At 71.5% G+C, this 19,898-nt stretch carries 18 protein-coding genes and 1 riboswitch; of the genes, 7 read left to right on the forward strand and 11 right to left on the reverse strand.

All coding sequences use genetic code 11. The features are described from left to right. Nucleotides 1-105: 105 nt before the first annotated feature. The gene (locus OG737_RS12875; protein ID WP_328926336.1) at nt 106-1,722 is read left to right on the forward strand and encodes a serine/threonine-protein kinase; all 1,617 of its coding nucleotides are present in this window, start codon (nt 106-108) and stop codon (nt 1,720-1,722) included. A gap of 34 nt (nt 1,723-1,756) precedes the next feature. Here the strand turns inward: OG737_RS12875 and OG737_RS12880 are convergent, their stop codons facing one another. After that, on the reverse strand, nt 1,757-2,494 hold the full coding sequence (locus OG737_RS12880; RefSeq protein ID WP_328926337.1) for a beta-glucanase: 738 nt from the start codon (nt 2,492-2,494) through the stop codon (nt 1,757-1,759). A gap of 70 nt (nt 2,495-2,564) precedes the next feature. After that, the gene (locus OG737_RS12885) at nt 2,565-3,173 is read right to left on the reverse strand and encodes a phosphoribosylanthranilate isomerase (RefSeq protein WP_328926338.1); all 609 of its coding nucleotides are present in this window, start codon (nt 3,171-3,173) and stop codon (nt 2,565-2,567) included. Nucleotides 3,174-3,310: 137 nt separating this feature from the next. On the opposite strand from OG737_RS12885, the gene OG737_RS12890 reads away from it, so the two are divergent. Continuing rightward, the gene (locus OG737_RS12890; protein WP_328930323.1) at nt 3,311-3,883 is read left to right on the forward strand and encodes a Uma2 family endonuclease; all 573 of its coding nucleotides are present in this window, start codon (nt 3,311-3,313) and stop codon (nt 3,881-3,883) included. Between the two features lie 100 nt (nt 3,884-3,983). Here the strand turns inward: OG737_RS12890 and groL are convergent, their stop codons facing one another. The 4 genes from groL to thrC all read right to left on the reverse strand — a co-directional run bounded on the left by groL (nt 3,984) and on the right by thrC (nt 8,130). Beyond that, nucleotides 3,984-5,606 (reverse strand): chaperonin GroEL, encoded by a 1,623-nt coding sequence (groL, locus tag OG737_RS12895; protein ID WP_328926339.1) that lies wholly within the window; start codon nt 5,604-5,606, stop codon nt 3,984-3,986. A 294-nt stretch (nt 5,607-5,900) separates the two neighbouring features. After that, nucleotides 5,901-6,107 carry a cold-shock protein gene (locus tag OG737_RS12900; RefSeq protein ID WP_030009783.1) on the reverse strand — a complete coding sequence of 69 codons (207 nt, stop codon included), beginning with the start codon at nt 6,105-6,107 and terminating at the stop codon, nt 5,901-5,903. Nucleotides 6,108-6,519: 412 nt separating this feature from the next. Beyond that, nucleotides 6,520-6,795: a MoaD/ThiS family protein gene (locus tag OG737_RS12905; RefSeq protein WP_328926340.1), complete on the reverse strand. Its 276-nt coding sequence runs from the start codon at nt 6,793-6,795 to the stop codon at nt 6,520-6,522. Nucleotides 6,796-6,831: 36 nt separating this feature from the next. Beyond that, nucleotides 6,832-8,130: a threonine synthase gene (gene thrC, locus OG737_RS12910; protein ID WP_405679637.1), complete on the reverse strand. Its 1,299-nt coding sequence runs from the start codon at nt 8,128-8,130 to the stop codon at nt 6,832-6,834. Next, nucleotides 8,124-8,280: riboswitch (SAM riboswitch) on the reverse strand. Its footprint overlaps the gene before it by 7 nt. Nucleotides 8,281-8,466: 186 nt before the next feature. Here thrC and OG737_RS12915 point away from each other — a divergent pair. Continuing rightward, nucleotides 8,467-9,417 carry a glucosyl-3-phosphoglycerate synthase gene (locus OG737_RS12915; RefSeq protein WP_328930324.1) on the forward strand — a complete coding sequence of 317 codons (951 nt, stop codon included), beginning with the start codon at nt 8,467-8,469 and terminating at the stop codon, nt 9,415-9,417. 46 nt (nt 9,418-9,463) lie between these two features. After that, nucleotides 9,464-10,912 carry a trehalose-6-phosphate synthase gene (locus tag OG737_RS12920; RefSeq protein ID WP_328926342.1) on the forward strand — a complete coding sequence of 483 codons (1,449 nt, stop codon included), beginning with the start codon at nt 9,464-9,466 and terminating at the stop codon, nt 10,910-10,912. Between the two features lie 8 nt (nt 10,913-10,920). On the opposite strand, the gene otsB is transcribed toward OG737_RS12920, so the two are convergent. From otsB to OG737_RS12935, 3 genes are all read right to left on the reverse strand, one after another. Further along, a complete protein-coding gene (otsB, locus tag OG737_RS12925) occupies nt 10,921-11,769 on the reverse strand; it encodes a trehalose-phosphatase (protein WP_328926343.1) in 849 nt (282 codons plus the stop codon). A 33-nt stretch (nt 11,770-11,802) separates the two neighbouring features. After that, the gene (locus OG737_RS12930) at nt 11,803-12,039 is read right to left on the reverse strand and encodes a DUF3263 domain-containing protein (RefSeq protein ID WP_030031449.1); all 237 of its coding nucleotides are present in this window, start codon (nt 12,037-12,039) and stop codon (nt 11,803-11,805) included. Nucleotides 12,040-12,182: 143 nt separating this feature from the next. Beyond that, the gene (locus OG737_RS12935; protein WP_328926344.1) at nt 12,183-13,484 is read right to left on the reverse strand and encodes an extracellular solute-binding protein; all 1,302 of its coding nucleotides are present in this window, start codon (nt 13,482-13,484) and stop codon (nt 12,183-12,185) included. A gap of 175 nt (nt 13,485-13,659) precedes the next feature. On the opposite strand from OG737_RS12935, the gene OG737_RS12940 reads away from it, so the two are divergent. The 3 genes from OG737_RS12940 to OG737_RS12950 all read left to right on the forward strand — a co-directional run bounded on the left by OG737_RS12940 (nt 13,660) and on the right by OG737_RS12950 (nt 16,775). Further along, nucleotides 13,660-14,592 (forward strand): ROK family protein, encoded by a 933-nt coding sequence (locus OG737_RS12940; protein WP_328930325.1) that lies wholly within the window; start codon nt 13,660-13,662, stop codon nt 14,590-14,592. Then, complete coding sequence (gene nagA, locus OG737_RS12945) at nt 14,592-15,755, forward strand: N-acetylglucosamine-6-phosphate deacetylase (protein ID WP_328926345.1); 1,164 nt, start codon at nt 14,592-14,594, stop codon at nt 15,753-15,755. The genes OG737_RS12940 and nagA overlap by 1 nt, the downstream gene beginning before the upstream one ends. Before the next feature lie 99 nt (nt 15,756-15,854). Further along, nucleotides 15,855-16,775 carry a 1-phosphofructokinase family hexose kinase gene (locus tag OG737_RS12950; protein WP_328926346.1) on the forward strand — a complete coding sequence of 307 codons (921 nt, stop codon included), beginning with the start codon at nt 15,855-15,857 and terminating at the stop codon, nt 16,773-16,775. 10 nt (nt 16,776-16,785) lie between these two features. On the opposite strand, the gene OG737_RS12955 is transcribed toward OG737_RS12950, so the two are convergent. Both OG737_RS12955 and cdgB read right to left on the reverse strand, forming a co-directional pair. Beyond that, complete coding sequence (locus OG737_RS12955; protein ID WP_328926347.1) at nt 16,786-17,814, reverse strand: CBM35 domain-containing protein; 1,029 nt, start codon at nt 17,812-17,814, stop codon at nt 16,786-16,788. A gap of 68 nt (nt 17,815-17,882) precedes the next feature. After that, complete coding sequence (gene cdgB / locus OG737_RS12960) at nt 17,883-19,616, reverse strand: diguanylate cyclase CdgB (RefSeq protein ID WP_405921533.1); 1,734 nt, start codon at nt 19,614-19,616, stop codon at nt 17,883-17,885. Nucleotides 19,617-19,898 lie beyond the last annotated feature (282 nt).

Consider the following 19,898-nt stretch of genomic DNA (forward strand, 5'->3'; position numbering starts at 1 on the left):
GCGCAGGCCGCGCGCACGGGCTCCCCGGCAATTCCCCGCGCCCGCCCGACGCTTAGGGTGATACGGATCAACCCATCGGTTGATCGGGGGATCGGGGGGAGACCGATGGACAGCGCGACCGGGATGTTCGAGCCGCTGCGCGCGGACGATCCGCAGACCGTGCCCGGCTACCGCCTCGCGGCCCGGCTCGGCGCGGGTGGCATGGGCCGCGTCTACCTGTCGCACACCCAGGGCGGCCGCCCGGTCGCGATCAAGGTGGTGCGACCGGAACTGGCCGAAGACCCGGCGTTCCGGCGGCGCTTCCGCCGGGAGGTGGAGGCGGCCAGGCGGGTCCGGGGCGCGTACACCGCCGAGCTGATCGACGCCGAGGCGGACGGGACGCCGCCCTGGCTGGCCACCCTGTACGTGCCCGGCCCCTCACTGGCCGAGGCCGTCGCCCGGTGCGGACCGCTGCCGGTGCCCGCCGTGCTGTGGCTGGTGGCGGGGGTGGCCGAGGCGCTGCAGGCCATCCACGGCGCGGGCGTCGTGCACCGGGACCTGAAGCCGTCGAACGTGCTGCTGGCCTCCGACGGGCCCCGGGTCATCGACTTCGGCATCTCGCTGGCCTCCGGCACCACCGCGGCGACCGCCACGGGCACGGCCATCGGCACGCCCCAGTACATGGCCCCCGAGCAGGCGTCGGGGGGCGAGGTCACGACAGCCACCGACGTCTTCGCGCTGGGCCAAACGGCGGCGTTCGCGGCGCTGGGCGAGCCGCTGTACGGGGACGGGCCCTCCGTGAGCGTGCTGTTCCGGATCGTGCACTCCGAGCCCGACCTGTCCCGGCTGCCGGAGCCGCTGCGCCCGCTGATCGCCCGGTGCCTGGCCTCCGACCCGCAGGAGCGGGCCACCCCGGCGGAGATCGTGGCGTGGTGCCGGAAGCATCTGGGCAAGGACGCCGACGCGGGCGCCGGACCGGCCGTCTGGCGGGAGGTGACGGGGCCCGAGGTGGAGATCCCGGCTCCGGTCCCGTATCCCACGGCGGTGCACACGAGCCCGATGAACTGGCTTCCGCCGCAGCCGACGGCGCCGCTCGGGCCGGAGGAACAGCGGGCGCGCAGGCGGCGCATCGCGCTGATCACGGCCGCGGCGGTGACGGCGGGAACACTGCTGCTGACGGGCCTGGCCTGGCTGGGCAAGGGAGCGGCGGACCGGATGCGCGAACTGGACGCGTCCCGGGCGAAGCCGAACGGCTCGGCCGCGGGGGCCCAGGGGACGCCGTCGGGGCCGACCGGGTCGGCGGGTGACGGCAAGGCGCCGAAGACCTCCGGATCCGCACCGAGCCCGAGCCGGCCGGCGAAGCCCCTCGCCCACCCCTACCCCGGGCAGTTCCTGACCGAAGAGAACTCGATCGGCATCAAGGACCCGGTCCGGCACGACGACCTCACGGGAGACATCCGCCTGAACTGCGAGGTGACCGGCTGCCAGCTGGCGAGCGACGCGAGCGTGTTCACCATGCTGTACGCCCCGCCGGGCACCGGCACCCTCGACACGTGCAGCCTCCTCACGCGCTCCGCCACCAGCAACACGCTCCCGCTGGCCGCGGCGGCGACCGGCAGCGAGATCTGCGTCAGGCACCCGTCGGGGGACATCGCGCTGCTCGTGATCCAGACCAAGTCGACCCCGAGGTTGAAGGATCTGTCCTTCGTGACCGCTGACATGACGGTCTGGCCCGCGTCCTGACCCGGCCGCCGGGCCGCCCGCCCGCCCGGGCGGTCTAGGTCCGGTACACGGACAGCCGCGAGACCTCGTACTCCATGTCCGTCACCCCCGGGCGGGGCGCCGGGTGGTAACGCCCGGCGCAGACGGACAGGTTCACGATGAGGTACGCGCGCCAGGAGCGGCCCACGCCCGCGCGGTCGGCGAACACCCGGGCCCCGTTGACCCACCAGACGACCGACCTCCGCCCGAACTCGACCTTGAGGTCGATCCAGGCGCCCGGCCGCACCGACGGGTCGCGGTGATAGCGGTGCGCCTGGTGGACGTGGTTGGAGAGCTCCAGCAGGTCCGGGTTGTCCGGGTGGTACTCGAACACGTCGATCTCCTGGCCGCCGTCCCGCCAGGTCCAGATCGCCGGCCAGGCACCCAGCTCCACCGGGAGCCTGACCCGGGCCTCCAAGACGTCGCCGGTGCGCACCATGAAGCCCTCGTCGCTGCCCTCGGTGGTGAGCAGCCCGGTGTTCCAGTTGCCGTCGGGCCTCAGCTTGGCCCGGAAGACGCCGCTGCGGCTGTAGGCGGGATCGTCGACGAGGTGGTCCAGTTTGTTGTCGCCCGGGTTCGTCGGGCCGCCGTCGGGATACGCCCACGAGCGGCCCGCGACCCATTGGGTGGGCGAGGTGAAATCGGCGGTGAAGACAGGGGCGAGGCGCGTCCTGATCGCAGCCGCGCCGCCGGCGCCCGCCGGGGCGAGGCGCGACGTCAAGCGCCGCAGCCAGCCGAGCTTTTCCGTGTCCATGCAGGGTGTGTGCCCACAACCGGACGCACCCATGCCGGAATCATCGCGCAGGGTAATCGCGCGGAAGCATTCAGCGACCGGTGTTGCGCGCCGCCTCGATGAAGGCGCGGATCAGCTCGGGCGACTTCACCCCCCGCGCGCGCTCCACGCCGCTGGAGACGTCCACGCCCCACGCGCCGGTGCCCCGGACGGCCTCGCCGACGTTGGCTGGGGTCAGCCCGCCCGCGAGCAGCCACCGCCCCTCGGGCGGCGTGAAGTCCGCGGACCCCCAGTTCCACGGCTTGCCGGAGCCCGGGTCGGGGGCGTCGAGGAGCAGCAGGTCCTCGCCGTACTCGCCGCAGCGCTTCACGTGCTCGGCGGTGGCCCGCAGCAGCGTCCGCCCCTCGGCGCGCAGCGCCGCGAAGTCCTCGGGGCCCTCCTCGCCGTGCAGCTGCACGCCCCGTACGCCGCTCTCCTCGGCGAACCGGCGCACCTCCGCCACCTGCTGCCCCCGGAACACGCCGACGGTGAGCACCCCGTCCGGCACCCGGGCGGCCAGCTCCCGCGCGGTGGCCGCGTCGACCGTACGGGGGCTGCCGGGCGCGAAGACGAACCCGACGGCATCGGCCCCGGCCGCCACGGCCACGTCGACATCGTGCGCGGTCCGCAGCCCGCAGATCTTGACGAAGAGATCGCTCATACCCCCAGTCAATCAAAGCCCCCCGATCAGCGGTGATCCGTTTCGGCACCCGGGCGCGACCACCCCCGCGCCGCTAGCCTGGAACGAGGCTCACGCCCAGTGCACGGCACGCCACGCGGAGGACAACGGTGACGATCATGATCGAACGGGCCACACCGATAGAGCAGGCGGCACCGCCGACGTTCGAGACGCTCCTGCGAACCGTCGAGGAGATGGACACGCCAGACGGCTTCAAGGCCGAGCTCATCCGAGGGAAGATCATCGTGTCGCCGTTTTCCAAGCTTCGCTACTACCGGCGCATGCGCGCCGTACGCGAGCAGCTCCAGGCCCACGCCCCCGAGGGTCACGTCGCCGATGTAGCACCCTTCCTCTTCAGCTTCCCGGAAGCAGAGCGAGCCTACGGGCCCGACCTCTTCGTGGCGGACGAAGCGGCTTTCGACGAGGAGGGCCGCCACGCGGACAGCGCGGCCCTGTCGCTGGTCGCGGAGTTCACCTCCGTGTCGACCAGGGATGCGGACTGGAAAGAGAAGTTGGACGTGTACGGCCGCCTCGTACCCGTGTACCTGGTCGTCGACATGCAGGACTCGGAGATCACCTGCTTCTGGGATCCCTCCCCGCACGGCTACCGCTCCCGTACGACGGTGTCCTTCGGTGAGGCGCTGCGCGTTCCGGCGCCGTTCGACTGCAAGCTCGACACCACCGGCTTCTAGACACGCGGAAACGCCCGAGGGCGGCACTCCTTCCGTCAGGAAGGAGTGCCGCCCTCGTTCGAGAACAGCCGATCGACCGGCGGCCGGAGCCGCGGGAGGATCAGAAGTCCATGTCACCGCCCGGCATGCCGCCCGGGGCGCCGGCGCCGGCCTTCTCGGGCTTGTCGGCGATGACGGCCTCGGTGGTCAGGAACAGCGCGGCGATCGACGCGGCGTTCTGCAGCGCGGAGCGCGTGACCTTGGCCGGGTCGATGATGCCCTCGGCGATCATGTCCACGTACTCGCCGGTCGCGGCGTTGAGGCCGTGACCGATCGGCAGGTTGCGGACCTTCTCGACGACGACGCCACCCTCGAGACCACCGTTGACGGCGATCTGCTTGAGCGGGGCCTCAAGGGCCAGGCGCACGGCGTTGGCGCCGGTCGCCTCGTCGCCCGTGAGCTCCAGCTTCTCGAAGACCGCGGAGGCCTGCAGCAGGGCTACGCCACCACCGGCGACGATGCCCTCCTCGACGGCCGCCTTCGCGTTGCGAACGGCGTCCTCGATGCGGTGCTTGCGCTCCTTGAGCTCGACCTCGGTCGCGGCGCCGGCCTTGATGACGGCCACGCCGCCGGCCAGCTTCGCGAGGCGCTCCTGGAGCTTCTCGCGGTCGTAGTCCGAGTCGGAGTTCTCGATCTCGGCGCGGATCTGGTTCACGCGACCGGCGACCTGGTCGCTGTCACCGGCACCGTCGACGATGGTGGTCTCGTCCTTGGTGATGACGACCTTGCGGGCGCGGCCGAGCAGGTCGAGACCGGCGTTCTCCAGCTTGAGGCCGACCTCCTCGGAGATGACCGTGCCGCCCGTGAGGATGGCGATGTCACCGAGCATGGCCTTGCGGCGGTCGCCGAAGCCCGGGGCCTTGACGGCGACGGACTTGAAGGTGCCGCGGATCTTGTTGACGACCAGGGTCGACAGGGCCTCGCCCTCGACGTCCTCGGCGATGATCAGCAGCGGCTTGCCGGACTGCATGACCTTCTCCAGGAGCGGCAGCAGGTCCTTGACCGAGCCGATCTTGGAGTTGACGATCAGGATGTACGGGTCGTCGAGAGCCGACTCCATACGCTCCATGTCGGTGGCGAAGTACGCCGAGATGTAGCCCTTGTCGAAGCGCATGCCCTCGGTGAGCTCCAGCTCCAGACCGAAGGTCTGGGACTCCTCGACGGTGATGACGCCTTCCTTGCCGACCTTGTCCATGGCCTCGGCGATGAGCTCGCCGATCTGGGTGTCGGCGGCGGAGATGGAGGCCGTGGAAGCGATCTGCTCCTTGGTCTCGACATCCTTCGCCTGCTCCAGCAGGGCGCCGGAGACGGCCTCGACGGCCTTCTCGATGCCGCGCTTGAGGGCCATCGGGTTGGCACCGGCGGCCACGTTGCGCAGGCCCTCGCGGACGAGCGCCTGGGCGAGCACGGTGGCGGTGGTCGTACCGTCGCCGGCGACGTCGTCCGTCTTCTTGGCGACTTCCTTGACCAGCTCGGCGCCGATCTTCTCGTACGGGTCCTCGAGCTCGATCTCCTTGGCGATGGAGACACCATCGTTGGTGATCGTGGGCGCGCCCCACTTCTTCTCAAGGACGACGTTGCGACCCTTGGGGCCAAGGGTGACCTTGACGGCGTCGGCGAGCTGGTTCATCCCACGCTCGAGACCGCGCCGGGCCTCCTCGTCGAACGCAATGATCTTGGCCATCTGAAGTGGTCCTCCCGGACAGCGGTGGATTGCTCCCGGACCGCGCCCGCGCCCGCGACGGACGGCCTGCGTGCCCGGCGGTTCCTTCCCGCCGGACCCTGCGGGCCTCACCGACCCGGTCCTCGTTTGGTAGCACTCTCACCTGGAGAGTGCTAACGCCAATGATTAGCACTCGACCCCCACGAGTGCAAGCGGCTTGGGTGAACGCCCCCGCGAACGCACGAGGGGCCCACACCCCCGTGTCCAGGATGTGGGCCCCTCTTACGTACGCGTGGGCGGTCGATCGCGCCGGGACTAGCCGAGTGCGAGCTTGACCATGTCCGCCTGCGGACCCTTCTGGCCCTGCGAGATCTCGAACTCGACCCGCTGACCCTCTTCAAGGGTGCGGTATCCGTCCATCTGGATGGCGCTGTAGTGGACGAACACATCCGCACCACCGTCGACCGCGATGAAGCCGTAGCCCTTCTCCGCGTTGAACCACTTGACGGTGCCCTGAGCCATGCCTAACTCCCCTATAACTGGCCCTTGCGCAGGAACGCACTTCGCGCTCCCGGGTCAGAACTTGCGTCGGAACGCGTCGACCGAGGCTGAATGTATCCGCGTCGGTGCTGTCTGCAACAGGTCAATCCGACGAGAATTCTGGACACCCAGAAACATTGAAATAGAGTGAAAATTTGGCATATCGCAGGGCAACTCGGGCCCGACATATCTCGCCAAAGCCCCATACCGCGCCTGCACATTGACCCGATGTCGACCCTCACGCGACCCGTTCATATGCTGCGGGCAAGTCCAGCGGAGGGGACTTCCCCAACTCTACCGTGCCCAATCAAACAGAATTGCCCCCTCCGCTTTTAGCGGAGGGGGCAATTACGGTTTTCGTGTTTCAGCAGCCGCCGGCACGGTGCCGGTCTGGTCAGCCTCCGGCGACGGCGGGAATGATCGAGACACCGGCGCCGTCAGGCGTCGCCGCCTCCAGCCCTCCCTCGAAGCGCACGTCGTCGTCGTTGACGTAGACGTTCACGAAGCGGCGCAGCTTGCCCTGGTCGTCCAGGACGCGGGCGGCGATGCCCGGGTGGCTCTTCTCCAACGACTCGATGACCTCGGCCAGGGTCGAGCCCTCGGCCGGGACCTCGGACACGCCGCCGGTGTAGGTGCGCAGGATGGTGGGGATGCGGACGTTGACGCTCATGGCGCTACTGCCTTTCCGGTAGGGCGGAGGAGATGGTCAGGCCAGGCCGGCGGCGCGGAACGCGTCCAGGCTCGGGCGGATGGTGGCGGTCTGCCCGCTGTCCGCGGCCACCGCCTCCAGGGTCTTGAGACCGTCACCGGTGTTCAGGACGACGGTGGTGAGCGCCGGGTCGAGCTGCCCGTTCTCGATGAGCTTCTTCGTGACGCCGACGGTCACACCGCCCGCGGTCTCGGCGAAGATGCCCTCGGTCTGCGCGAGGATCTTGATGGCCTCGACGACCTGCTCGTCGTCGACGTCCTCGACGAAGCCGCCGGTGCGCCGGGCGATGTCCAGGACGTACGGGCCGTCCGCCGGGTTGCCGATGGCGAGCGACTTGGCGATGGTGTTCGGCTTCTGCGGGCGGACCACGTCGTGGCCGGCCTTGAAGGCGGTGGACACCGGGGAGCAGCCCTCGGCCTGGGCGCCGAAGATCTTGTACGGCTTGTCCTCGACCAGACCGAGCTTGATCAGCTCCTGCAGGCCCTTGTCGATCTTCGTCAGCTGCGAGCCGGACGCGATCGGGATGACGATCTGGTCGGGCAGCTGCCAGCCGAGCTGCTCGCAGATCTCGTACGCCAGGGTCTTGGAGCCCTCGCCGTAGTACGGGCGCAGGTTGACGTTGACGAAGCCCCAGCCCTCGCCCAGCGGGTCGCCGATGAGCTCGGAGCAGAAGCGGTTCACGTCGTCGTAGTTGCCCTCGATGCCGACCAGGTCGCCACCGTAGACACCGGCCATGACGACCTTGCCCTGCTCCAGGTCGTGCGGGATGAACACGCAGGAGCGGAAACCGGCCCGGGCGGCCGCGGCGCCGACGGCGCCGGCCAGGTTGCCGGTGGAGGAGCAGGACAGCGTGGTGTAGCCGAAGGCGCGGGCGGCCTCGACGGCGATCGCGACGACGCGGTCCTTGAAGGAGTGCGTCGGGTTGCCGGAGTCGTCCTTGACGTAGAGCTTGCCGGTGACGCCGAGCTCCTTGGCCAGGTTCTGCGCGTCCACGAGCTTGGTGAAGCCCGGGTTCAGACTCGGCTTGGAGGCCACGTCCGCGGGGACGGGCAGCAGCGGCGCGTAACGCCAGATGTTGTTCGGGCCGGCCTCGATCGCGGCGCGCAGGGCCTCGGGGTCGCCGGTCGGGAGGTCGTAGGCGACTTCCAGAGGTCCGAAGCACTCGACGCACGCGAAGATGGGTCCGAGCTCGAAGCGGGTACCGCACTCGCGACAGGAAAGGCCGGTGGCGGGTCCGAGATCAACAGAGGTGAGATGCGTCTGTACAGCCATGATGGCGAGGCCCTTTCTCCTCATCTTCCCCATGGCGCACTTCGCCATGAGACGGAATTGGCACCTTCCCTAGCCGGGGACCTCGCGGGGGTGCGTGAAAACGCATCGCGAGAACCGACTGGAGGGTTGCCGGGGCTTCAACGGGCCGTGTCCCTCTGCCCCTCTGGATGAGCGGTATGGCACCGGGCTACGCGCTCTACGGCGCTCCCGGGCGTTTGTGCGCAAGGACCCCCGGCATGCGGTGGTCCTTTGCGTTGTTCAAGACTGTAACCGAAGGGCCGGGCGGTTGAGACAGCCGTCCGAACCGCGAGATGGATCGCATATGGGTCCAAACAAGTGACGATGCAGGGAGTACCGAGGGTGCTGGAAGAGGTGGAGCGCTGGCTGGCAGACCGCTCCTGGTCCGCCGCCGACCGACCGCTCGACCAGCTGCTGGACCGGAAACGGGCGGCTGGGACCACGGTCAGCGTGGTGCTGCCCGCGCTCGACGAGGAGGCCACCGTCGGCGCGATCGTCGAGGTGATCCGGCGCGAGCTGATCGAGGGACTGCCGTTCCCCCTGGTGGACGAACTAGTGGTGGTCGACTCGGGCTCCAGCGACCGGACGGCCGAGGTGGCGGCGAAGGCCGGCGCCCGCGTGGTGCACCGCGACGAGATCCTGCCGCGGATCCCGGCGCTGCCCGGCAAGGGCGAGGTGCTGTGGCGCTCCCTGCTGGCCACCGACGGGGACATCGTCTGCTTCGTCGACGCCGACCTGCGGGACTTCTCGGCCGACTTCGTCTCCGGGATCGTGGGGCCGCTGCTGACCGAACCGGACGTGCAGTTCGTCAAGGCGATGTACGACCGCCCGCTGGGCGACACCCCCGGCCAGGGCGGCCGGGTGACGGAGCTGGTGGCGCGCCCGCTGCTCAACCTGCACTGGCCGCAGCTCGCCGGTTTCGTCCAGCCGCTGGGCGGCGAGTACGCCGTACGCCGCTCCCTGCTGGAGCGGCTGCCGTTCCCCGTCGGGTACGGCGTCGAGCTGGGCCTGCTGGTGGACGCGCTGCACACGGTCGGGCTGGACGCGCTGGCCCAGGTGGACGTGGGCGTACGGGTCCACCGCCACCAGGACGGGCAGGCGCTGGGCCGGATGGCCGCGGCGATATACCGCACGGCGCAGCTGCGGCTCTCGCGCGGCCACTTGGTGCGGCCGGAGCTGACGCAGTTCGAACGGGGGCCGCAGGGGTTCGTGCCGCGGACGTACGCGGTGGACACGGAGGAGCGGCCGCCGATGGCGGGCGTGAAGGAGTACGCGGTGCGCCACGCGGCGTGACGCGGGGAACGGTTTGAGCGGACCCGGGCCGGGCTAGGTTCGCCGCATGGCTTCTCAGGTGCTCGTCGCCGCCAACCGCGGCCCGCTCTCGTACGCCCTCTCCGCCGAGGGCACGCTCAGTGCCCGGCGCGGCGGGGGCGGTCTCGTCTCCGGACTCTCCGCGGCGCTGGCGGAGCAGCCGGACGCGGTGTGGATCTGCGCGGCCCTGTCGGAGGCGGACCGGGAGGCGGTCCGCCGGGGCGTGGCCGAGCCCGGTGTCCGGATGCTGGACATCGATCCCACGGTGTACGACGACGCGTACAACGGCATCGCGAACTCGGTGCTGTGGTTCACCCACCACCACCTGTACGACATCCCGCGCACGCCGGTCTTCGACGCGGCGTTCCGCCGTCAGTGGGGGTCCTACGTGGAGTACAACCGGGCTTTCGCGGCGGCGCTGGCCGAGGAGGCCGCGGAGGGCGCCAGCGTCCTGGTGCAGGACTACCACCTGGCGCTCGTGCCGGGGCAGTTGCGGGAGCTGCGGCCGGACCTGCGGATCGGGCACTTCACGCACACGCCGTGGGCCGCGCGGCAGTTCATGGACATGCTCCCGGACGACATCCGCCGGGAGTTGGTGTGGGGGATGCTCGGGGCGGACCGGCTGGGCTTCCACACCTACAGCTGGGCGCTCGCCTTCATCACGAGCGCGCAGTTCGAGGACGCGAGCGGCATCGCGCGGACCCACCTGCCGAGCGGGGATGACCCGCTGCGCGGGGTGAAGCACATCAAGGCCGGCGGCGAGGCCCGGTTCACGCACGTGACCAAGTACCCGCTCGGGGTCGACGCGGACGAGCTGCGCGAGCTGGCGCACCGGCCGGAGGTGGAGGACAAGCTGGCGGCGCTGCGGGCGGAGGTCGGCGACCTGAAGACGATCGTCCGGGTGGACCGGACGGAGCTGTCGAAGAACATCGTGCGCGGGCTCCTCGCCTACCGGGAGCTGCTGACCACGCACCCCGAATGGCGCGGCCGGGTGGTGCACCTGGCGTCCGCGTACCCGTCCCGGCAGGACCTGAAGGTGTACCGGGACTACACGGAGTCGGTGCGGGAGCTGGCGGCCGCGGTGAACGCGGAGTTCGGCACGGCGGACTGGCGGCCGGTGCACGTGTCCGTGCAGGACGACTTCGCGCGCTCGCTCGCGGCGTACCGGATGGCGGACGTCGCGCTGGTGAACCCGGTGCGGGACGGGATGAACCTGGTGGCGAAGGAGATCCCGGTGGTGTCGGAGGCGGGGTGCGTGCTGGTGCTGTCGACCGGGGCGGGGGCGTACGAGGAGCTCCGCCAGGACGCGTTGACGGTGAACCCGTACGACGTGACGCAGACGGCCGAGGCGCTGCACGCGGCGCTGTCCATGCCGGACGCCGAGCGCGCGGACCGCACGAAGCGCCTGGCGGCGGCGGCCACCGCCCTCCCCCCGGCCCAGTGGTTCACGGCCCAACTCGCGGACCTCCAGGGCTGACCCGCGGGTCAGGAGCGCAGGGCCTCGGCAAGGGCGGCCAGGAAGGACGCCACCGCGCCGGGGCCCGGCAGGACCAGGTCGGCGCGGGCGGCGAGCTCCGGGACCTCGGCGGAGCCGCTGCACACCAGCAGCCCCGGCAGGCCGTCGGCCCGGCGCTTCTCGACCGCCGAGTACGCGGCCAGGTCGCCCAGGTCGTCGCCCGCGTACAGCACCGGCCCCGCGTCCTTCTCCGCGAGGAACTCCGTCAGGGCGACGCCCTTGTCCGTGCCCGGCGGCCTGAGCTCCAGCACGGCCCGGCCCGGTTCGACCATCAGCCCGTGCCGCGCGGCCAGCTCGGCCAGGGGTTCCCGGAGCGCCGCGAAGGCCGCCTCCGGGTCCTCGGCGCGGCGGGTGTGGACCGCCAGCGCCCGGCCCTTCTCCTCGATCCAGGTGCCCCGCCAGGCCCCGATCGAGTCCAGGAATCCCGGCAGCTCGGCCCGGACCGCCGCCACCCCGGGGTGTTCGGCGGGGGCGTGGACTATCCCGGTGACGGCGTCCCAGCGTTCGGCCCCGTAGTGGCCGAGGACCACCAGGTGTTCCAGTCCGGGGACCCCGGCGAAGCCCCCGTAGCGGACGGCGACGCCCGCCGGCCGGCCGGTGACCACGGCCACCGAGGCCACCTCGGGGGCCAGCGCGGCCAGGGCGGGTACGGCTCCGGGGTGGGCCCGGGCCTGGTCCGGGTCCGGGACGATGTCGGCGAGGGTCCCGTCGAAGTCCAGGGCGACCACGGACCGGCGGGGTGCGCGGAGCAGGGCTTCGAGTCCCTCGCGTCCGGCTGCGGTGACGGGCATCGGCAAGTCGTGCGGATGGCTCCCCATACGGACGACCCTAACGGCCCAGCCGCGTGACGGCTATCGCCTGGCCCGCTGGGCCTCGCGGATCCGGCGCAGGCGGTTCACCGTGCCCGGGGCGTGCGCCAGCGCGCGGGGGTCGTCCATCAGCGCGTTGAGCAGCTGGTAGTAGCGGACCGGGGTCATCCCCAGCCCCTCCCGTATCGCGCGCTCCTTGGCCCCGGGCCCGGGCCACGTGCGTCCCTCGTACGCGAGCACCGCGGCCTCCGTGGCCGTCAGCTGCCCCTCGTCCGTCATACGGCCAGATTAACGCCGCCCACCGACACGGGCCCGACCGCCCGGGCCGCCCCGGCCGCCGCCCCGGCCGCCGCCCCGGCCGCCGCCCCGGCCGCCGCCCCGGCCAGTCGCCGCGGCCAGTCGCCGCCGCGGCCCGCCCCGCGTCAGCGCAGGTCCGCCGTCCGCGCCGTCCCGGCGATCTCCTCCAGCACCTCGTCCGGCTTCCCGCCCGGCTGGACGGACTTGCCTATGTTCTGCTTGATGTCCTCGCTGACGCCCGCCCAGGACTTCTTGCCGACCGGGTAGAGCCGCGAGCTCGGCAGCGCCTCCAGGAAGGTCTTCAGCTGCGGTGCGGCGCCGCCCTTGCCGGACTGCACCGCCCGGTAGCCGGTGGTGGTGACCGGGAGCAGGTCGTACATGTTGGTGAAGGCGGTCACGTTCTTCGCCTCGTACAGCTGGTCCAGGAACTTGCCGGACTCCTTCGGGTGGCCGTTCTTGAAGGCCATCACCCAGTCCGCGACGCCCATCGCCGAGTGATCGGCGCCGTCGATGGTCGGCATGGTCACCATGCCGAACTTGACGCCCTTCCCGGCCGCCTGCTTGATCAGCGTGGGGTGGCCGTTGAGCATGCCGACCTCGCCGCGCGTGAAGGCGTCGAAGGCGTCCTGCCGGTTCGTCTTACCCGGCTCGCCCGGCCCGGTCAGCCCCTGTCCGACCATCTTGTCCCGCAGGAACTCCAGGGCCTTGACGTTCTCCGCGGAGTCGATGGAGTACTGCTCCTCGTTGTCGGTGTAGCCGCCACCGCCCGCGAGCATCCACATCATCGTCTCGGCCTGCGCCTCCTCGCGGCCCAGCGGCAGCGCGAAGGGGGTCTGGACCCCGGCGCCCTTGAGCTTCTTCGCGGCCGCCTCCAGCTCCGCCCAGCTCTTGGGCTGCCAGCCGTTCTTGGCGTCCTTCGCGATGACCCCGGCGTCGGTCAGGAGCTTCTCGTTGTAGAAGAGCAGCCGGGTGCTGGCCACGAAGGGCAGGCCGTACTGGATCCGCTTGACCTTGCCCGCGTCGGCGAGCGGCGCGAGGAAGTCGGCCTCGGTCTTGACGGAGAGCAGCTCATCCGCCGTGTACAGCTTGCCCGCCGCCGCGTAGTCGGCGTAGGCGCCGATCTGCGCGATGTCGGGGGCCTTGCCGGCCTTGACCATCTCGGCGACCTTGGCGTCGACCTCCGACCAGGAGTAGACGCTGACCTCGACCTTGATGCCCGGATTGGACTTCTCGAAGCCGTCGGCGAGCGTCTTCCAGTACGTCGCGGACGAGTTCTGCGGATTGTCCCCGTACTCGGCCGCCACGACCCGCAGGGTCACCTCGTTGTTCCCGGTGAGTCCGCCGAGCGCTCCGCAGCCCGTCAGCGTGACCGCCGTCAGGCTCAGTGCGGCGCCGGACGCGGCCAGGCTCAGGTATCGGCGCTTCACAGTTCTCGTCCACCCCTAGTTGTACGTACGATCCACGTAAGGTCTACACCACTTTGGCGGCTCGTTCACATCCGGATCCGGACCGGGTCCCGAATTTGTTGGGCCGCTCAACAATCCCTTCCAATGGACTAGACCTTTCCCCGTCGAGCACGCGAGACTGTCCCCTGTGAAACCCGTGAAACACGTCATCGCCCTCGATGTGGGCGGCACCGGGATGAAGGCCGCCCTGGTCGCCGCCGACGGCACCCTGCTGCACGAGGCGCGCCGCGCCACCGGTCGCGAGCGGGGCCCCGACGCCGTCGTCGAGACGATCCAGAACTTCGCCGCCGAGCTCCTCGACATCGGCCGGGAGCAGTTCGCACAGCCCGCCTCGGCCGCCGGGGTCGCCGTCCCCGGCATCGTCGACGCCGAGAACGGGATCGCCGTCTACGCGGCGAACCTGGGCTGGCGCGACGTACCGATGCGCGCCCTGCTCGGCCGGCGCCTCGGCGGCATCCCGGTGGCCCTCGGCCACGACGTGCGCACGGGCGGACTCGCCGAAGGCCGCATCGGCGCGGGCCGCGGAGCCGACCGCTTCCTGTTCGTGCCGCTGGGCACCGGCATCGCCGGAGCCATCGGCATCGGCGGCCGCATCGAGGCCGGCGCCCACGGCTACGCGGGCGAGATCGGCCACATCGTGGTCCGCCCCGGCGGCCCCGCCTGCGGCTGCGGCCAGCACGGCTGCCTGGAGACGCTCGCCTCCGCCTCCGCCGTCAGCCGCGCCTGGGCGGCCGCCTCCGGCGACCCCGACGCCGACGCGGCGGACTGTGCCGAGGCCGTCGAATCCGGCGACGCGCGCGCCCGGGAGGTGTGGCTGGCCGCCGTCGGCGCCCTCGCCGACGGGCTGGTCACCGCCATCACCCTGCTGGACCCGCGCACTCTGATCATCGGTGGCGGGCTCGCCGAGGCCGGGGAAACCTTGTTCACACCACTACGGACGGCCGTGGAGGAGCGCGTGACGTTCCAGCGGCTCCCCCACATCGTTCCGGCGGCCCTCGGGGACACCGCCGGATGCCTGGGCGCAGGGCTGCTCGCCTGGGACCTACTCGCCACGGAGGTACCTGCCTGATGTCCGGAAGCGCGCACAGCACTGTTCTCTCCGGCGCCAGGGTGGTGCTGCCCACCGGGGCCGTGGCCAACGGGCGGGTCATTGTCGACGGTGACCGCATCGCCGGCAGTGCCCGGGAGGACGTGCGGGTCGTGGACCTGTCCGGGCACTGGATCGTCCCCGGCTTCGTCGACATGCACAACCACGGCGGCGGCGGCGCCTCGTTCACCTCCGGCACCGCCGAGGAGGTCCTGACGGGCGTCCGCACCCACCGCGAGCACGGGACCACCACCCTGGTCGCCTCCACCGTCACCGGGGACCTGGACGAACTGGCCCGGCGGGCCGGGCTGCTGGCCGAACTGACCCAGCAGGGCGAGATCGCGGGCATCCACTTCGAGGGGCCGTTCATCAACGCCTGCCGCAAGGGCGCGCACAAGGAGGAGCTGCTGCGCGACCCCGACCCGGCCGAGGTCCGCAAGCTCGTCGACGCCGCGCACGGCGCCGCCCGGATGTTCACGCTCGCGACCGAACTGCCGGGCGGCCTGGACTCCGTACGGCTGCTGGCCGAGCACGGGGTCATCGCCGCAGTCGGCCACACGGACTCCACGTACGACCAGACGCGCCAGGCCATCGACGCGGGCGCGACCGTGGCCACCCACCTCTTCAACGCGATGCCCGGCCTCGCGCACCGCGCCCCCGGCCCGATCGCGGCGCTGCTGGAGGACGAGCGGGTCACCGTCGAGCTGATCAACGACGGCACGCACCTGCACCCCGCCATGCTGGAACTGGCCTTCCACCACGCGGGCGCGCACCGGGTCGCGCTGATCACCGACGCGATGGACGCGGCCGGCTTCGGCGACGGGACCTACCACCTCGGCCCGCTGGAGGTCGAGGTCAAGGAGGGCGTGGCCCGCCTCGTCGAGGGCGGCTCCATCGCCGGTTCGACCCTGACCCTGGACACGGCCTTCAAGCGTTCGGTCACCCTGGACAAGCTGCCGGTGGAGTCCGTGGTCCAGGCGATCTCCGCCAACCCGGCCAAGCTGCTCGGCCTGTACGACGAGATCGGCTCGCTGGAGCCCGGCAAGTACGCGGACCTGGTCGTCCTGGACGCCTCGTTCGACCTCAAGGGCGTCATGCGGCGCGGCGAATGGATCGTCAGCCCGGTCCCCGGGGACGGTTCCTGACGGCCAACCGGCTGTACGGAGGAAGGCGGTCGCCCCCAGGACTGGGCCGACCGCCTTCTCTTTGGCATGATCCCGGCAGCAACAGACCCGGGGGTGCCCATGATCCTGACCGTGACGCTCAACACCGCGCTCGACGTGACCTACCGCGTGCCGAGGCTGCTCCCGCACGCCTCGCACCGGGTCGCCGCGGTCTCCGAGCGCCCCGGCGGCAAGGGGATCAACGTGGCCCGCGTCCTGGCCGCCCTCGGCCACGAGGTGACGGCCACCGGCTTCGCGGGCGGCCCGGTCGGTGATGTCGTCCGGGAGCTGCTCGCGCAGTCCCCGGGCGTGGTGGACGCCCTGCTCCCCTGCGCGGGCACCACGCGCCGCACCCTGGCCGTGGCCGACGACGCCTCCGGCGACACCACGCAGTTCAACGAACCGGGCCCGCTGATCACGCCCGCGGAGTGGGCGGGCTTCCTGGCCCACTACGAGGCCCTGCTGGCCGGAGCCCGCGCCGTGGCCCTGTGCGGGAGCCTGCCGCCCGGCGTGCCGGTGGGCGCGTACGCGGTGCTCGTTCGGGCCGCCCGCGCGGCCGGGATCCCGGTCCTCCTGGACACCAGCGGCGAGGCCCTGCGCCGCGGGGTCGCCGCCCGCCCCGAGATGATCAAGCCGAACGCCGCCGAGCTGGCCGAGCTGACCGGATCGCGCGAACCGCTCCCCGCCACCCGCGACGCCCGCCGCCGGGGCGCCCACGCGGTGATCACCTCGCTCGGCCCGGCCGGGCTGCTGGCCGCCACCCCCGAGGGCACCTGGCAGGCCGCCCCGCCGCGCGCCCTGGCCGGCAACCCCACCGGGGCGGGCGACTCCGCGGTCGCGGGCCTGCTGTCGGGCCTGACGGAGGGCCTGGACTGGCCCGAGCGCCTCGCCCGCGCGGTCGCCCTCTCGGCGGCCACGGTCCACGCCCCGGCGGCGGGAGAGTTCGACCCCCGCACCTACGAGGAGGTACGGGGGTCGGTGAAGGTGACGGCGGCCGGCTAGGGCCTCCGTCTCACCCCTTTTCGAGCCAGAGCTGGTCGAGGTTCACGTCGCACTGGTTGCCGGCCTCGCACGAGATCCTGATCGTGTTCGAGCCCTGCTTGAGCTGCACGAGCGAGTACGTGTTGGTCCAGCCCTTGGCCCAGTCGCCCTCGGGGGCCTTCGAGAAGTTCTTCATGTTGATCGGCCGGGTCTGCACCTCGCCGTTGATGGTCAGCGTGGTGTTGGCGTCCTTGCCCGGCACCCCGTAGGTCATCTTCAGCTTGTACTGGCCCGCCTTGGGGACGTCCAGCGTCCATGTGGCCGCCGCACCCAGCTGGTTCAGGCCGCCCACGTACTGGCCTCCCGAACTCTTGGCGCCCGGCACCGTGTTCTGCAGCAGCGCACCGCCCGTGAGGGACATGCCGGCGCCGGCGAAGTCCGCCTTCGGCAGCTCCGCCTCGGTCGGCTGCGGGGAGTCGCTCGGGGCCGGGGACGACGGGTTCTGCGGGGCGGCCGACTGCTGCTTGCCGCCCGTCGCGTTGTCGCCCTTCTTGTCCTTGTCCTTGTCGCCGAAGGCGACGGCCGCGCCGATGCCGATCACGACCGCGCCGACCACCGCGACGGCCGCGATGAGCAGACCCTTGCGGCTGGAGCCGCCACCGCCGCCGTGGCCGCCGTGGCCGCCAGGGGGCGCGATCGTCTGCGTCTGGTGCTGCGGGGACTGCTGCTGCGGCGGAACGCCGTAGCCGCCCGCCTGGAGCGCCTCAGGGGCCTGGTACTGCGCCTGGTAGGGCGGCTGCTGCGCGGGCACCTGGCCGCGCTGGGCGCCGGCGTTCCTGCGCTCGCCCACCGTCCGCACCTGGTGGTGGGAGGTACGGGGAACACCGGGCTGCGCGCCGGAAGGACCGCCTGCCCCGGGCCCCGGGTAGCCGTATCCACCGCCCGACGTGGGCGGGGCGGCTCCGGCCTCCTGGCCGTCCGCGTAGAGATAGCCGAACGGATCGTCGTCCTCGGGCTTGTTCGCCCCACCGTGCGGGCCGTTGTTCGCGGGCGTAGTCATCGCAGGTCACTCCTTTCGACCCCCGGGAGCCTACCCCGAACAGGTGCGCCCACGGGCGCCCGATCGCCTCAGCCGGCCCGGCGGTGCGCCTTGGAGCGGGACCTCTTCTCGATGTACATCCGCTGGTCGGCCGAGCGCAGCACCTCGTCCGCCGACATGCCGCAGCTGGCCCAGCCGATGCCGAAACTGGCTCCGACACGCACCGCACGGCCGTCGACCCGGATCGGCGGGATGATCGCGCTGCGCAGCCGGACGGCGAGATCGGCGGCGTCCGCCGCGCCCAGCCCGTCGGCGAGGACGACGAATTCGTCACCACCCAGCCGGGCGACGGTGTCACCGTCCCTGACGCCCGTCGTGAGCCGTCGGGCCACCTCGATCAGGACCGCGTCGCCCGTGTGGTGCCCGAACCGGTCGTTGATCGACTTGAAGCCGTCGAGGTCGCAGAAGAGCACCGCGAGCCCCTTCGTCCCGTCGTCGATGTCCGTCGTCGGCGCCACGGTGTGCACGTGGTGGTCGTACGGGCCGTCCGCCTGGGCGGGCAGCGTCCCGGCGTACTCCAGGGGCTCGGACCCCGTGAACCGGTCGGGGCCGTCGGCCTGAAAGCGGTGCTCACCGGCACCACCCGCCTCGCCCCGTACCTCGTACCCGTCGACGTGCCCGGCGTGCGCCTCGCGCCCCTCGTAGGCCGCGTCCAGGGCCTCCACGGCGGTGGCCCGCACCGACTGCGGCCTGCGGCACAGCCGCGCGCCGAGCCGGGACCGCAGCTCGGCGCTGTTGGGCAGGCCGGTCAGCGAGTCGTGGCTGGCGCGGTGGGCGAGCTGGAGCTCGTGCCGCTTGCGCTCCTCGATGTCCTCGACGTGCGTGAGCAGGAACCGCGGGCCGTCGGCGGCGTCGGCGACGACCGAGTTGCGCAGGGAGACCCATACGTACGTGCCGTCGCGCCGGCCCAGGCGCAGCTCGGCGCGGCCGCCCTCGGCGGAGGTCCGCAGCAGGGTGCCGATGTCCTCGGGGTGGACCAGGTCGGAGAAGGAGTAGCGGCGCAGCACCGACGCCGGGCGGCCCAGCAGCCGGCACAGCGCGTCATTGGTCCGCAGCAGCCGGCCGTGCTGGTCCCCGCCCATCTCGGCGATGGCCATGCCGCTCGGCGCGTACTCGAAGGCCTGGCGGAACGACTCTTCACTGGCCCGCAGTGCCTGCTGCTCGCGCTCCAGCCGGACCAGGGCGCGCTGCATGTTCGCGCGGAGCCGGGCATTGCTGATCGCAATCGCCGCCTGGAAGGCGTACATCTGGAGCGCCTCGCGGCCCCAGGCGCCGGGCCGGCGGCCGTTGCGCGGTCTGTCCACCGAAATGACACCCAGAAGTTCCCCTCCGGACGCATACATCGGCGCATAGAGCCGGTCCTCGGGGTGCCACTCGTCCTCGAAGCGCGGCTCGGGGCCCTCCGTGTGCCACTGGGGGACGTCGTCCTCCATGAGCACCCAGCCCTCGGTGTGCGGGATGAAGCGGAGGCCGTCCCAGTTCTCACCCATCGTCAGGCGGCGTTCCCAGGAACTGCGGGAGCCGACGCGGCCGGTGATGAGGGCCTCAGCGGCGGGGTCGCCCGCGAAGGCGGCGACGACCAGATCACCGTCGGGGCGTACGAGGTTGACACAGGCGAGTTCGTAGCCGAGGCCCACGACGATGCCGTCCACGACGGTCTGCAGAGTGTCCGCCAGGCTCCTGGCCGTATTGAGCTGGGCCACCACCCGGTGCAGCTGCCGCAGGGTCGCAAGACGGACGTACGGCTCCGACTCGGTCTCCATTGCTCGCTCTCCCCGAGACCTCGACAGCAACTCCAGGTTTGTCATCGGCGTTTCGTTGCGGTGTCCCGTCCACTGAATCACAGTGAGCTGTGCCGCAGGTACACAGGGTCAACAAATCTTGCCTTCTGTGACTCAAGTCACATGAGATGAATAACGGCGCGCTGCTGGGCGTCACCACGGGGAGCGCTCCCTCGTATTTTCGTGAGCAAACGATACGCCGGGGCCTAGGCCGAGGGGCGGGGACGCGACTCGGACCAGGGCCCGATGTGCGCGCCGGAGGGC

The sequence above is a fragment of the Streptomyces sp. NBC_00122 genome, from assembly GCF_045160845.1.
Classification (GTDB): Bacteria; Actinomycetota; Actinomycetes; order Streptomycetales; family Streptomycetaceae; genus Streptomyces.